Here is a 13,693-nt window from a genome sequence, read left to right on the forward strand (position 1 = left end):
ACGGAAGACGATGCAGTTGTTGAAGAAGTCACTGGCTGGTTTTTGCATGGCGGGCGCCGCGATGAGCGTCTGGGCCGGCGGCATGGAAAGCCTCGAGGCCTTCGTGAAGAACGTGAAGTCCGGTCGCGCCGAGTTCACGCAGACCGTGACCGCGCCGGCCCGAGAAGGCCAGCCCTCGCGTGCGAAGGTGTCGACCGGCACGTTCGAATTCCAGCGCCCGGGCCAGTTCAAGTTCGACTACAAGAAGCCGTTCGCGCAGACCATCGTGGCCGACGGCAAGACGCTCTGGCTCTACGACGCCGACCTGAACCAGGTCACGCAGCGTGCGCAGGCGCAGGCCCTGGGCTCCACGCCTGCGGCTTTGATTGCAGCCGCGCCCGACCTGCGTGCGCTGCAGGCCGATTTCACGCTGGAATCGGCGCCGGAGCGCGACGGCCTGCAGTGGGTCAAGGCCACGCCGAAGGCGAAGGACGGGCAGCTGCAGGGCATCCAGGTCGGCTTCCACGGCGAAGCGCTCGCGGCGCTCGAAATCCAGGACAGCTTCGGCCAGCGCTCGGTGCTGAAGTTCACCAAGGTCGAGGTCAACCCTGCGCTGGGCGCGGGCGCCTTCGCTTTCAAGGCGCCTGCGGGCGCAGACGTGCTCAAGCAATAGCCGCTACCTCGCAGCCGCCGGACGGCCGCGGCGAGAATGGCCATCGCTCATGGCCATATCCACCCTGCCTCCTCTCGCCGAACGCCTTCGCCCGAAAACCCTCGGCGAGGTGATCGGGCAGCAGCACCTGCTCGGCCCCGGCATGCCGCTGCGCATCGCCTTCGAATCCGGCCAGCCGCACTCCTGCATCCTCTGGGGCCCGCCGGGCACCGGCAAGACCACCATCGCCCGCCTGATGGCCGATGCCTTCGACGCACAGTTCCTGAGCATCAGCGCCGTGCTCGGCGGCGTGAAGGACATCCGCGAAGCCGTCGAGCGGGCCACCGCAGCGCGCGATGGCCTGGAGCAGCGCCGCACCATTGTCTTCGTCGACGAGGTGCACCGCTTCAACAAGAGCCAGCAGGACGCCTTCCTGCCGCACGTCGAGTCGGGCCTGTTCACCTTCATCGGTGCGACGACGGAGAACCCGTCTTTCGAGGTCAACTCGGCGCTCTTGTCGCGCGCCGCGGTCTACGTGCTGCAGCCGTTGACCGAGGTGGACCTGAAGCAGATCGTCGCCAAGGCGCAGGCCATCGACGCGGTGCCGTCGATCGACGACGCGGCGGTCGAGCGGCTGGTGGCCTACGCCGACGGCGACGCGCGTCGGCTGCTCAACACGCTCGAAACCCTGTCCGTGGCCGCGCGCGCCGAGAAGCTCGACCACATCGCCGACGACTGGCTGCTGCGCGTGCTGGGCGAGCGCATGCGCCGCTACGACAAGGGCGGCGAGCAGTTCTACGACACCATCAGCGCGCTGCACAAGTCGGTGCGCGGCAGCGACCCCGACGCCGCGCTCTACTGGTTCGTGCGCATGCTCGACGGCGGTGCCGACCCGCGCTACATGGCACGTCGCCTGGTGCGCATGGCCAGTGAGGACATCGGCCTGGCGGACCCGCGCGCGCTGCGGCTGGCCCTCGACGCGGCCGAGGTCTACGAGCGCCTGGGCACGCCCGAAGGCGAACTGGCGCTGGCCGAGTGCGTGATCTACCTGGCCATCGCGCCCAAGTCGAACGCCGTCTACAAGGCCTACAACGAGGTCAAGGCCTTCATCAAGAAGGACGGCACGCGTCCCGTCCCCATGCACCTGCGCAACGCCCCGACGAAGCTCATGAAGGAACTCGACTACGGCAAGGGTTACCGCTACGCGCACGACGAGGAGGGCGGGTTCGCTGCCGGCGAAAGTTATCTGCCCGACGGGATGGCTGCGCCAGGCTTCTACCGGCCGGTCGAACGCGGCCTGGAGATCCGCATTGCCGAGAAGATGCGCGAACTGCGGCGCCGCAACGACGATGCGGCCAAGTAGCGCGATGGGCTTGGCCTGCCCTCGGCGCGTTCCGACATCGAAACGACCTGGCGTCAAGGGGTAAATCCCCCGCCGGGTTGCGTCTCGGGGCCCCGAGCACGTGACTACAATCCCGCCCACAACTCGCCAAGCGCCACATGCTGGCGGGTTTTTTGCTAGATGGGCTCTGCAGCGTCAACCCGACACCGCAGGGGAGTAAAGCACCTCGCAAAGGTGCCTTCACATTAGGGACTCTTTATGGAAATCTTGCTGCAGCAGATCATCAACGGTCTGGTTCTCGGCAGCATGTATGCCTTGATAGCCTTGGGCTACACCATGGTGTACGGCATCATCAACCTGATCAATTTCGCGCATGGCGAGGTCCTGATGGTCGGCGCGCTGACCAGCTGGACGGTGATCGGCCTGATGCAGGACGCCATGCCCGGCGCGCCCGGCTGGCTGATCCTGCTGCTGGCGCTGATCATCGCGTGCGTGGTCGCGGCCACGCTCAACTTCGTGATCGAGAAGGTCGCCTACCGGCCGCTGCGCAACAGCCCGAAGCTGGCGCCGCTCATCACGGCCATCGGCATGTCGATCCTGCTGCAGACGCTGGCGATGATCATCTGGCGGCCGACCAACAAGGCATACCCCACGCTGCTGCCGAGCGAATCGATCGTGGTCGGCGGCGCGTCGATCTCGCCCACGCAGATCATGATCCTGGTGGTCACCGCGATCTCGCTGGCCATCCTGACCTGGCTGGTCAACTACACCAAGCTGGGCCGCGCGATGCGCGCCACCGCCGAGAACCCGCGTGTCGCTTCTCTGATGGGCATCCGGCCCGACATGGTGATCTCGGCGACCTTCATCATCGGTGCGGTGCTCGCGGCCATCGCCGGCGTGATGTACGCGTCGAACTACGGCATCGCGCAGCACGCCATGGGCTTCGGCCCCGGCCTCAAGGCCTTCACGGCGGCCGTGTTCGGCGGCATCGGCAACCTGGCCGGTGCGGTGGTCGGCGGCATCCTGCTCGGCCTCATCGAGGCCATCGGTGCCGGCTACCTGGGCACCGTCACCGGTGGCGTGCTGGGCAGCCAGCACAGCGACATCTTCGCCTTCGTCATCCTGATCCTGACGCTGACCGTGCGGCCTTCCGGCCTGCTGGGCGAGCGCGTGGCAGACCGAGCCTGAAGGAAGCGACGTCATGAAAAGCAAGAACCTCATCGTCTTTTTGATTGCCGCGGTCGCATTGCTCGCACTGCCGCTGCTGCTGCAGACCCAGGGCAACGCCTGGGTGCGCATCGTCGACATCGCGCTGCTCTACGTGCTGCTGGCCCTGGGCCTGAACATCGTGGTCGGCTACGCCGGCCTGCTCGACCTGGGCTATGTGGCCTTCTTCGCCATCGGTGCCTACCTGTACGCGCTGCTCGGCTCGCCGCACCTGACCGAAACCTTCCCGGCCATCAAGGCGATGTTCCCGGGCGGGCTGCATGCGCCGCTCCTGATCGTGATTCCGCTGGCCCTGGTGCTGGCGGGCGTGTTCGGCGTGCTGCTCGGCGCGCCGACGCTGCGCCTGCGTGGCGACTACCTCGCGATCGTGACGCTCGGTTTCGGCGAGATCATCCGCGTGTTCCTGAACACGCTCGACCACCCGGTGAACATCACCAACGGTCCGAAAGGGCTGGACGCCATCGAGCCGGTGCATTTCTGGGGCCTGAACCTCGGTCGGCCGCTCAAGCTGGGCGACTACACGATCTCCTCGGTGTCGCTCTACTACTACCTGTTCCTGGCGCTGGTGATCTTCACCGTGATCATCTCGCACCGCCTGCAGCTGTCGCGCATCGGCCGCGCCTGGATGGCGATCCGCGAAGACGAGATCGCCGCAAAGGCGATGGGCATCAACACCCGCAACATGAAGCTGCTGGCCTTCGGCATGGGCGCCAGCTTCGGCGGCGTGTCCGGTGCGATGTTCGCGTCCTTCCAGAGCTTCGTGTCGCCCGAGTCCTTCAGCCTGATGGAGTCGGTGATGATTGTCGCGATGGTGGTTCTGGGCGGCATCGGCCACCTGCCGGGCGTGATCCTCGGCGCGGTGCTGCTCGCGGCGCTGCCCGAGGTGCTGCGCTACGTGGCCGGCCCGCTGCAGTCGATGACCGATGGCCGGCTGGATGCGTCCATCCTGCGCCAGCTGTTCATCGCACTCGCGATGATCGTGATCATGCTGGTGCGCCCGCGCGGCCTGTGGCCGTCGCCCGAGCACGGCAAATCGCTGCGGCGCAAGGGTGATGCCAAGCCTGGCACGCCGATCGAGGCGCCGGGTGTGGACAGCCCGGCCGACGAGGTGCCGGGTTCGCCCTCGCGCCCCATGTCGATCAACCCCTGAACGGATGGAACCCCAGACCATGACTGACACCATCCTCGAAGTCCGCGGCATCTCCAAGCGTTTCGGCGGGCTGCAAGCCCTGTCGGACGTCGGCATCAAGATCCAGCGCGGCCAGGTCTACGGCCTGATCGGCCCCAACGGCGCCGGCAAGACCACCTTCTTCAACGTGATCACCGGCCTTTACACGCCCGACAGCGGCACCTTCGAGCTGGCGGGCAAGCCCTACCAGCCGACGGCGGTGCACGAAGTGGCCAAGGCCGGCATCGCGCGTACCTTCCAGAACATCCGGCTCTTCGCGGACATGACTGCGCTGGAGAACGTGATGGTCGGGCGCCACGTGCGCACCCATTCGGGCGTGATCGGCGCCATGCTGCGCACGGGCAGTTTCAAGGCCGAAGAGGCCGCCATTGCCGACCGTGCGTACGAGCTGCTCGAGTACGTCGGCATCGCCAAGTTCGCCGACTACAAGGCCCGCACGCTGAGCTACGGCGACCAGCGCCGTCTCGAAATCGCGCGCGCCCTGGCCACCGACCCGCAGCTCATCGCACTCGACGAACCGGCCGCCGGCATGAACGCGACCGAGAAGGTCATGCTGCGCGAACTCATCAGCCAGATCCGCAAGGACAACCGCACCATCCTGCTGATCGAACACGACGTGAAGCTGGTGATGGGCCTGTGCGACCGCCTCACGGTGCTCGACTACGGCAAGCAGATCGCCGAGGGCACGCCCGCGGAAGTGCAGAAGAACGAAAAGGTGATCGAGGCTTACCTCGGCACCGGAGCGCATTGATTGCTCGCCCCCAGGTCGCGCTCACTGCGTGTAGCGCTCCGCACCCCCTACCGGGGGCAATACCAGCGGCCCGGCAAAGCCGGTTCCGCGGTATTTCTGAAACAGACATGACGCTGGAAGCAATGTGATGAACGAAACAATTTCCCCCGTGGCGGTGTCGGCAACGGCCAAGGCCACCGGCAAGACCCTGCTGAAGGTCACCGGCCTGAAGGTCGCCTACGGCGGCATCCAGGCCGTGAAAGGCGTCGACTTCGAGGTGCACGAGGGCGAACTGGTGTCGCTCATCGGCTCCAACGGCGCTGGCAAGACGACCACGATGAAGGCCATCACCGGGACGCTGCCCTTCGTCGACGGCGACATCCAGTTTCTCGGCCGCAGCATCAAGGGCCGCGGCGCCTGGGACCTCGTGGGCGAAGGCCTGGTGATGGTGCCCGAAGGCCGCGGCGTCTTCACGCGCATGACCATCACCGAGAACCTGCAGATCGGTGCCTACATCCGCAACGACAAGGGCGGCATCGCGGCGGACATCGAGCGCATGTTCACCATCTTCCCGCGCCTGAAGGAGCGCAAGGACCAGCTCGCCGGCACCATGTCGGGCGGCGAGCAGCAGATGCTCGCCATGGGCCGCGCGCTGATGGCGCAACCCAAGGTGCTGCTGCTCGACGAACCGTCGATGGGCCTGTCGCCCATCATGGTCGACAAGATCTTCGAGGTGGTGAAGAACGTCTACGACCAGGGCGTGACCGTGCTGCTGGTCGAGCAGAATGCCAGCCGCGCGCTGCAGATCGCCGACCGCGGCTATGTCATGGAGTCGGGCCTGATCACCATGACGGGCGATGCGAAGATCATGCTCAACGACCCCAAAGTCAGAGCCGCCTACCTGGGCGAATGAGAAAGCCGCCCTCGGGCGGCTTTGTTTTTTCCAGGGACACCGCGGAACCGGCTTCGCCGGGCCGCTGGTGTCGCCCCCTGAAAGGGGGAAGGGCGCTGCGACACGAAGTGCACGAGCCCCTCGGGGGTCAGTCTACTTTCGCTCCTGTCGCCTTCACCACCTTCTCGTACTTCGCCAGCTCGCTCTTCATGAACGCGCCGAACTGTTCGGGCGTGTTCGACACCGGCTCGGCCAGCAGGGTGCCGAAGCGCGTCTTCGTCTCAGGGGCGTTGAGCGCAGCGACGAAGGCCTGGTTCAGCTTGGCGACCACGTCGGGCGGCGTGCCCGCCGGTGCGACCAGGCCCCACCAGGTGTCGATCGCGAAACCCTTGAGCGTCGCGGCCACGGCCGGCACGCCGGGCAGGGCGCTGCTGGGCTGCGCGGTCGTCACGGCGATGGCCTTGAGCTTGCCCGAGCGGATGTTCGGTGCCGCGGTGGCCAGGTTGTCGAAGTTGAAGTCGACCTGGCCCGACAGCAGCGCGAGCTGGGCCGGGTTGCCGCCGTTGTAGGGGATGTGCAGCGCGAAGATGCCGGCCTGCTGCTTGAACATCTCGCCGGCCAGGTGCCCGGCGCTGCCGTTGCCGCCGCTGCCGTAGTTCAGCTTGGCCGGATTGGCCTTGGCGTAGGCGATGAGTTCGGCCAGCGTGTTGATCTTCAGGCGCTGTGCGGCTTCGGCGTTCATCACCAGCACGTTCGGCACGCGGACCATCTGCGTGATGGGCGCGAAGTCGGTGGCCGCGTTGAAGGGCATCTTGCTGTAGAGCCACGGGTTGACCGCGTGGGTGGCCGTGGCCGCGATGCCGATGGTCAGCCCGTCCGGCGCGGCCTTGGCCACCGCGTCGGCGCCGATGTTGCCGCCGGCCCCCGGCTTGTTGTCGATGATCACCGTGCCCAGCGAATCCTTGACCCGCTCGGCCACGATGCGTGCCGTGACGTCGATCGGGCCGCCGGCGGCGTAGGGAACGATCAGTCGGATCGGGCGCTGCTGCGCCTGTGCCGGGACCATGGCGATCAGGGCGGTGGCGGCCAGGGCGCCCAGGAGGAAGTGTCTCGTCTTCATTGTTCGTTGTCGTCCGTCAGTCAGTCAGAAAAGAGGTGGGTGTCAGGGCAGCGCCTTGTCGGCTTCGGTGGTGAAGGCGTCCGCGTAGAACTCGTCTTCGGGCAGGCCGGCCTCGGCCACGTAGTCCCGCTTGGCCGAGTCGACCACGATCGGCGCACCGCAGGCATACACCTGGTGGCCCGACAGATCGGCGAAGTCCTCGAGCACGGCACGGTGGACGAAGCCGGTGCGGCCGGTCCAGTTGTCGTCGGGCACGGCGTTCGACACCACCGGCACGTAGCGCAGGTTCGGCATCTCGGCCATCTGTGCGCGCAGCCAGTCGTCCATGTACAGATCCTCAGGACGGCGGCCGCCCCAATACACGGTGGCGGGCCGGTCGATGGCCTTGAACTTCATGTGCTCGATGAGCGCCTTGATCGGCGCGAAGCCGGTGCCCGAGGCGAGCATGACGATCGGTTTGCCGGAGTCCTCGCGCAGGAAGAAGCTGCCGTAGGGCCCCTCGATGCGCAGGATTTCCTTTTCCTTCATTGCGCCGAAGACGTGGTCGGTGAACTTGCCGCCGGGCATGTGCCGGATGTGCAGCTCGATGCCGGTGCCCGGCTCGCTCAGCGTGTGCGGCGCGTTCGCCATCGAATAGCTGCGGCGCGCGCCGTCGCGCAGCAGAAATTCGACGTACTGCCCGGCGTGGAACTGCAACGGCTCGCCGGCCGGCAGCTGCAGCCGCACCATCATCACATCGTGCGAGAGCTTGGTCATCGCGAGCACGCGCGAGGGCATCTTGCGGATCGGGAAGGCGCCCAGCTCGGTGACCTGGCGCGACTCGAGCATCACGTCGCTCGTCGCGGTGGCGCAGCAGGTCAGCACGAAGCCGGCGAGTTCCTCTTCGGCGCTCAGCGCCTTGCTCTGGTGCGGGCCGTGGGTGACTTCGCCCGACAGCTTGCGGCACTTGCAGGAGCCGCAGGCCCCGTCCTTGCAGCCGTAGGGCAGGCCGATGCCCTGGCGGATGCCGGCAGCCAGTATCGATTCGTCGCCCTGAGCGGTGAACTGACGGCCACTGGGCTCGACGGTGATCTGGAAGCCGGCCGGGTGCGGGGGGGCGCTCGTCATGGGTATTCTTCGGGTTCGTCTCTGCGGGAAGCCTTCGATTTTGCCTTCAATCCACAACCCCTACGGCGCGCTGCCCGCGCGCTTCCGGCGGCAGCGCGTGCTGATCGTCGGTTGCGGCGACGTCGGCCTGCGCGCCGCGTCCCTGCTGAAAGGCCGCGTGCAAGTGCTGGCGGTGACTTCGTCACCCGAGCGCGTGCCCGTGCTGCGTGCAGCCGGCCTGCGTCCGCTGGTGGCCGATCTCGATGCACCTGCGAGCCTGCGTCGGCTGGCGGGCCTGGCCGATCGGGTGCTGCACCTGGCGCCGCCGCCCGGCGTCGAGGGTGCCGGCTGGTGGCGCGACGCGCGCACCACGGCGCTGGTGCGCGCGCTGCGCCAGCGCTCGCTGCCGGCGGCGCTGGTCTACGGCTCGACCAGCGGCGTCTACGGCGACTGCGGCGGCGCCCGCATCGACGAGACGCGCGCCGTTCGCCCGCACACGCCGCGGGCGCACCGGCGCGTCGACGCCGAACGCGCCGTGCGCTGGCTGGGGCGGGCCGGCGTGGCGACGCGCATCCTGCGCATCCCCGGCATCTACGCGCCGGACCGCACGGGCGGCACCCCGCGTGAGCGATTGCGCAAGGGCACGCCGGTCCTGCGCGCGGAAGACGATGTCTATACGAACCACATCCACGCCGACGACCTGGCGCGCATCTGCGTCGCGGCGCTGTGGCGTGGCGGAACGCAGCGCGTCTTCCATGCGAGCGACGACACCGCGCTGAAGATGGGTGACTACATGGACCTGGCCGCCGATCTGTACGGCGTGCCGCGGCCGCCCCGCATCGCGCGCGACGCGGCGCAAACGCAGCTGCCCCTGTCGCTGCTGAGCTTCATGGGCGAGTCGCGGCGCCTCGACAACGGACGGCTCAAGCGGGAGCTGCGCGTGCGCCTGCGCTATCCGACGGTCGAGAGCGGATTGCGGCCCGCTTCTTGAATGCGCCGACAGACATAATCGGCCCCGGGCGTTTGCAAAACAACGTCAAAAATTCATCGTCCACCGCATGCCCACGACGCAACTGTCCGTTTACTTCTTCCTGCAGATCGCCGTGATCATCACGGTCTGCCAGCTCGTGGGCCGGCTGGCGCAGAAGCTCGGGCAGCCGCAGGTGGTGGGCGAGATGATCGCCGGCGTCGCGCTGGGGCCGTCGCTGCTGGGCATGGCCTTCCCGGAGCTCCAGCGCGCGCTGTTCCCCAAAGAGACGCTCGGCATGCTCTACGTCGGCGGGCAATTGGGCGTGGGGCTCTACATGTTCCTGGTCGGCACCGAATTCCGCGCCGATCACTTCAAGAGCCGCTTCCGAAGCGCTGCCTCGGTGTCGGCGGCCGGCATCCTCGTGCCCTTCGTGCTGGCCTTCGCGTTGATCCCCTGGCTGCTCACCATTCCCGGCCTGTTCTCGGCCAAGGCCAAGCCGCTGGAGGCGGCGCTGTTTCTGGGCGCGGCCATCGCCATCACGGCGTTCCCGATGCTCGCGCGCATCATCCATGAGCGCGGATTGGCGGGCACTTCGCTGGGCACGCTGGCGCTGACCGCCGGTGCGGTCGACGACGCAGCCGCCTGGTGCATCCTGGCGATCGTGCTGGCCAGCTTCGGCGGGCAGTGGGGTGGCGCCTACGCGGCCATCGGTGGTGGCATCGTCTATGCGCTTTTCATGATCTTCGTCGGCTCGCGCCTGCTCAAGCGCCTGGCCCACCATGTTCGGCCGGACGCGCCCTTGAGCGCCACGATGCTGGCCACCGTGCTGGTGCTGTTCGCGCTGAGCGCTTTCGCCATGGACGCCATCGGCATCCACGCCGTGTTCGGCGGCTTCCTGCTGGGCGCGGTGCTGCCGCGCGGCGCGCTCACCGAAAAGCTGCGCGCGCAGTTGCAGCCTTTCGTCGTGGTCTTCCTGCTGCCGATGTTCTTCACCTACTCCGGCCTCAACACCCACCTGGCGGTGCTGTTGCAGCCGGGCATCCTGATCGCGGCGGTGGCGATCCTCGCGGCCTCGTTCTGCGGCAAGGGCATCGCCTGCTGGGCCGCGGCGCGGCTGTCGGGCGAGAGCCAGCGCGATGCGATGGCCATCGGTTCGCTGATGAACGCCCGCGGGCTGATGGAGCTCATCATCATCAACATCGGCCTGCAGGCCGGTGTGATCGAGCCGGGCCTGTTCTCCATCCTGGTCCTCATGGCGATCCTCACGACGCTGATGGCCACTCCCTTGTTCAACTGGGTGACACGTGTCCCCAAGCCTGCCGCCGTGCAGGCGCACGTCTGAGTCGAAGAAAAGCACCATGTCCCAGCTGACCGATTTCGAATCCATGTTCGACCTGGCGCCGGTGTCGCTGTGGGTGGAGGACTTCAGCGAGGTACGCAGGATCTTCGAGCGCTGGCGTGCCGAAGGCGTCGACGACCTGATCGCCCATCTGCGTGCCGAGCCGGCGCGCGTGGGCGAGTGCATGTCCTCGATCCGGGTGCTGAAGGTCAACCAGACCACGCTCGACCTTTTCGGCGCCGCCGACCACGCGGCGCTGGTGGCCGGCCTCGGCCAGATCTTCAGCGGCGACATGGCCGAACTGATGACCCACGAGCTCGACCAGCTCTGGCAGGGCAAGATGCTCTACGAAAACACGACGGTCAACTACACGCTCGACGGCCGTCGGCTCGACGTGCAGCTTCGCGTGCGCATCCTGCCGGGCCACGAAGCCACCTGGGACCGCGTGCTGGTCTCGCTCGACGACATCACGGCGCGCATGAAGGCGGTGCGTGAACGCGAGGCCAGCGCGGCGTATGCGCAGGGCCTGTTCGAGCACTCGCCAGTCTCGCTGTGGGTGGAAGATTTCAGCGCGGTCAAGAAGCTGCTGGACGACATTCGGCAGCGCGGCATCACCGACTTCAACACCTTTCTCAAGGTCCATCCTGAATTCGTCACCCGCTGCATCCAGGAGATCCGGGTGATCGACGTGAACCGCGAGACCCTGCGCATGTTCGCGGCCGACGACCGCCGCATGCTGCTGGAGAACATCCCTCGCATCTTCCGCGACGAGATGCGCGACTCCTTCGCCGAGCAGCTGCAGGACCTGTGGGTCGGCAAGACGGTGCAGCACCGCGAGGTGATCAACTATTCGCTCAACGGCGAGCTGGTCAACATCCACATGCAGTTCACCGTGCTCGAATCGCACCTGCACGACTGGAGCATGGTGCTGGTGTCGTTGATGGACATCACGGCGCGCAAGAAGGCCGAGGCCTACCTCGAGTACCTGGGCAAGCACGACGTGCTGACGCAGCTGCGCAACCGCACCTTCTACACGGAGGAGCTCAACCGCCTCAACCGCAAGGGGCCCTGGCCGGTGTCGGTGCTGCTGATCGACCTCAACGGCTTGAAGCAGGTGAACGACGACGACGGCCATGCGGCCGGCGACGCGCTGCTGCGCCGTGCCGGCGAGGTATTGGGCCAGGCGGTCGAGAGTCCGGCCTGGCCGGCGCGCGTCGGCGGCGACGAGTTCGCGGTGCTGATGCCCGCCACCGACGAGCGCGGTGCCGAGACGGTGCGCGAGCGCATCCTGTCGATGGTCGAACTCAACAACCAGTTCTATGCCGGTCGCAGCGGCCACGCGCTGAGCCTGGCCGTCGGGCTGGCGACCTGCGACGTGGGCGAGCCGCTGGAGAACGCCCTGATGCGCGCGGACAAGGCGATGTACCGCGACAAGGCGCTGCACTACGAAACCCACGTGAAGTGGCGCACCGGCGACGCACCGCCCCCGCCGGTCTGAGCCGACAATCCCCACGTGCAGATATCTCCCATGCTCGCCCGCTCGCTGTCCGGCCACCTCACCATCTGCGAGGGGCAGATCCTGTGGGCCGACGAGGACGCCCATCAGCTGCTGGGCTACCCCATGGGCGCCCTGATCGACCTGCCGTTCTCCGACGTGTGCGCGAATGCCTCCGGCATCCCCGTGCCGGCACGCGGCGGCGTCGATGGCCCCGACCTGCAGCTGAAGACGCACGACGGCAGCGCGGTGCGCGTCGATGCGCGGGCCGAGCGCATGGACGAGTACTGCGTCCTCTGGACCTTCAGCCCGGTGGCGCGCGGCGCACGGGCCGGCCGGATCGATTTCCTGGCGCGGCATGACGCACTCACCCGGTTGCCCAACCGCATCCCGCCGGTCGAGGAGCTGCGCGAGCGTCTGAACCTGCGCGACGGGCGGATGCTGGCGGTGTGCTATCTGGACATCGACCGCTTCCGCGACGTCAACGACCGCTTCGGACCGATGGGCGGCGACACCGTGCTGCGCGAGGTGGCGCGGCGTCTGAAGGCCGGGCTGCCGCACGAGGCCGTGGTCGCCCGCGTGGGCGGCGACGAGTTCGCGCTGGCGGTGTCCGTCGGCAGCCGACAGCAGTGCGAAAACCTGGTGGCCCAGCTGCTCGCGCGGCTGGCGCACCCGTTCCGCATGAAAGATGACACCGCCCGCCTGCGCGCCAGCGTGGGCGTGGCGCTGATGGCCGACGCCGAGCAGCCGACCGAGGTGATGCTGCAGCACGCGCAGCATGCGGTCTTCTTCGCCAAGCGCGCCGGCGGCAGCCAGCTGCACTTCTTCGATGCCAGCCAGGCGCTGGAAGAGCAGGAATCGCTGGAGCTTCGGCGTGCCATGGCCGAAGGCATGGCACGCGGCGAGTTCTGGCTGGCCTACCAGCCCAAGGTCGACATGCGCTGCGGCCGCGTCATCGGCGCCGAAGCGCTGATCCGCTGGCGGCATCCGGCCTACGGTCAGCTGCAGCCGGGCGACTTCATCCCGCACATCGAGAACCACGAACTGGTGGAGCTGCTGGGCGACTGGGCCATCGGCGAGGCCCTGCGCCAGGCCGCGGCCTGGCAGGCTGCGGGCACCGGCACTTCGGTGAGTGTGAACATCAACCCACGCCAGATGCAGCGCCCGGACTTCATCGAGCGGCTCGGCGAGCACCTGGCGCGCTATCCGGGGCTGCCGGCCGGCACGCTCGAGCTCGAGATCCTCGAGACCAGCGCCATCAAGGACTTCGCCACCGTCACCCGCTTCATCGAGGCGTGCCGTTCCTTCGGCGTGCCGGTGGCGATGGACGACTTCGGCACCGGCTATTCGTCGCTGACTTACCTGCGTCGGCTGCCGGTCGCCGCGCTCAAGCTCGACCAGTCCTTCGTCAACGGCGTGATCGACAACGCCGAGGACCAGGCGATCGTCAAGGGCATCCTGCTGCTGGCCCAGGGGCTGGGACTGAAGGCCATCGCCGAGGGCGTGGAGTCGGTGGCGCACGGTGCCGCGCTGATGGCGCTGGGCTGCACGCTCGGCCAGGGCTACGGCATCGCGCGCCCGATGGAGCCCGACGCCCTGCCGGGCTGGATCGCCGACTACGAACGCGCCCCGCTCTGGGGCCGCGCTGCCGACTGCGGCTGAGCCGGGCCGC

12 protein-coding genes are annotated in these 13,693 nt (G+C 67.7%); 10 read left to right on the top strand and 2 right to left on the bottom strand.

Annotated elements, in window-relative coordinates:
• Positions 1–10 precede the first annotated feature (10 nt).
• The 6 genes from lolA (at position 11) to ACSFA0_RS06010 (ending at position 6,032) form a co-directional block, all read left to right on the top strand.
• Complete coding sequence (lolA, locus tag ACSFA0_RS05985) at positions 11–652, top strand: outer membrane lipoprotein periplasmic chaperone LolA (protein ID WP_475539780.1); 642 nt, start codon at positions 11–13, stop codon at positions 650–652.
• Between the two features lie 49 nt (positions 653–701).
• Complete coding sequence (locus ACSFA0_RS05990; protein ID WP_435449300.1) at positions 702–1,994, top strand: replication-associated recombination protein A; 1,293 nt, start codon at positions 702–704, stop codon at positions 1,992–1,994.
• Positions 1,995–2,231: 237 nt separating this feature from the next.
• Positions 2,232–3,161 carry a branched-chain amino acid ABC transporter permease gene (locus tag ACSFA0_RS05995; RefSeq protein WP_262072645.1) on the top strand — a complete coding sequence of 310 codons (930 nt, stop codon included), beginning with the start codon at positions 2,232–2,234 and terminating at the stop codon, positions 3,159–3,161.
• Positions 3,162–3,174: 13 nt separating this feature from the next.
• Positions 3,175–4,350 carry a branched-chain amino acid ABC transporter permease gene (locus tag ACSFA0_RS06000; protein WP_435449301.1) on the top strand — a complete coding sequence of 392 codons (1,176 nt, stop codon included), beginning with the start codon at positions 3,175–3,177 and terminating at the stop codon, positions 4,348–4,350.
• A gap of 19 nt (positions 4,351–4,369) precedes the next feature.
• Positions 4,370–5,140, top strand: a complete 771-nt coding sequence (locus ACSFA0_RS06005) for an ABC transporter ATP-binding protein (RefSeq protein WP_435449302.1) — start codon at positions 4,370–4,372, stop codon at positions 5,138–5,140.
• 127 nt (positions 5,141–5,267) lie between these two features.
• On the top strand, positions 5,268–6,032 hold the full coding sequence (locus ACSFA0_RS06010; RefSeq protein ID WP_435449303.1) for an ABC transporter ATP-binding protein: 765 nt from the start codon (positions 5,268–5,270) through the stop codon (positions 6,030–6,032).
• A gap of 127 nt (positions 6,033–6,159) precedes the next feature.
• Here ACSFA0_RS06010 and ACSFA0_RS06015 read toward each other — a convergent pair whose 3' ends face one another.
• Positions 6,160–7,131 carry a Bug family tripartite tricarboxylate transporter substrate binding protein gene (locus tag ACSFA0_RS06015; RefSeq protein ID WP_435449304.1) on the bottom strand — a complete coding sequence of 324 codons (972 nt, stop codon included), beginning with the start codon at positions 7,129–7,131 and terminating at the stop codon, positions 6,160–6,162.
• Positions 7,132–7,173: 42 nt separating this feature from the next.
• Positions 7,174–8,238 carry a CDP-6-deoxy-delta-3,4-glucoseen reductase gene (locus ACSFA0_RS06020; protein WP_435449305.1) on the bottom strand — a complete coding sequence of 355 codons (1,065 nt, stop codon included), beginning with the start codon at positions 8,236–8,238 and terminating at the stop codon, positions 7,174–7,176.
• 40 nt (positions 8,239–8,278) lie between these two features.
• Here ACSFA0_RS06020 and ACSFA0_RS06025 point away from each other — a divergent pair, with 40 nt between their 5' ends.
• From ACSFA0_RS06025 to ACSFA0_RS06040, 4 genes are all read left to right on the top strand, one after another.
• Positions 8,279–9,208, top strand: a complete 930-nt coding sequence (locus ACSFA0_RS06025; RefSeq protein WP_435449306.1) for an SDR family oxidoreductase — start codon at positions 8,279–8,281, stop codon at positions 9,206–9,208.
• A gap of 67 nt (positions 9,209–9,275) precedes the next feature.
• Positions 9,276–10,529, top strand: a complete 1,254-nt coding sequence (locus tag ACSFA0_RS06030; protein ID WP_435449307.1) for a cation:proton antiporter — start codon at positions 9,276–9,278, stop codon at positions 10,527–10,529.
• Between the two features lie 16 nt (positions 10,530–10,545).
• Entirely contained in the window at positions 10,546–12,024 is a 1,479-nt protein-coding gene (locus tag ACSFA0_RS06035; protein WP_435449308.1) for a sensor domain-containing diguanylate cyclase, read from the top strand.
• Positions 12,025–12,039: 15 nt separating this feature from the next.
• Entirely contained in the window at positions 12,040–13,683 is a 1,644-nt protein-coding gene (locus ACSFA0_RS06040; RefSeq protein WP_435449309.1) for a putative bifunctional diguanylate cyclase/phosphodiesterase, read from the top strand.
• Positions 13,684–13,693 lie beyond the last annotated feature (10 nt).

The organism is Variovorax restrictus (assembly GCF_051216715.1).
Lineage (GTDB): Bacteria > Pseudomonadota > Gammaproteobacteria > Burkholderiales > Burkholderiaceae_C > Variovorax.

What these genes read in the sequence shown, in the direction of transcription:
- lolA (WP_475539780.1), top strand. Translation starts at nt 11, where the DNA reads ATGCAGTTGTTGAAGAAGTCACTGGCTGGTTTTTGCATGGCGGGCGCC.
- ACSFA0_RS05990 (WP_435449300.1), top strand. Translation starts at nt 702, where the DNA reads ATGGCCATATCCACCCTGCCTCCTCTCGCCGAACGCCTTCGCCCGAAA.
- ACSFA0_RS05995 (WP_262072645.1), top strand. Translation starts at nt 2,232, where the DNA reads ATGGAAATCTTGCTGCAGCAGATCATCAACGGTCTGGTTCTCGGCAGC.
- ACSFA0_RS06000 (WP_435449301.1), top strand. Translation starts at nt 3,175, where the DNA reads ATGAAAAGCAAGAACCTCATCGTCTTTTTGATTGCCGCGGTCGCATTG.
- ACSFA0_RS06005 (WP_435449302.1), top strand. Translation starts at nt 4,370, where the DNA reads ATGACTGACACCATCCTCGAAGTCCGCGGCATCTCCAAGCGTTTCGGC.
- ACSFA0_RS06010 (WP_435449303.1), top strand. Translation starts at nt 5,268, where the DNA reads ATGAACGAAACAATTTCCCCCGTGGCGGTGTCGGCAACGGCCAAGGCC.
- ACSFA0_RS06015 (WP_435449304.1), bottom strand. Translation starts at nt 7,131, where the DNA reads ATGAAGACGAGACACTTCCTCCTGGGCGCCCTGGCCGCCACCGCCCTG.
- ACSFA0_RS06020 (WP_435449305.1), bottom strand. Translation starts at nt 8,238, where the DNA reads ATGACGAGCGCCCCCCCGCACCCGGCCGGCTTCCAGATCACCGTCGAG.
- ACSFA0_RS06030 (WP_435449307.1), top strand. Translation starts at nt 9,276, where the DNA reads ATGCCCACGACGCAACTGTCCGTTTACTTCTTCCTGCAGATCGCCGTG.
- ACSFA0_RS06035 (WP_435449308.1), top strand. Translation starts at nt 10,546, where the DNA reads ATGTCCCAGCTGACCGATTTCGAATCCATGTTCGACCTGGCGCCGGTG.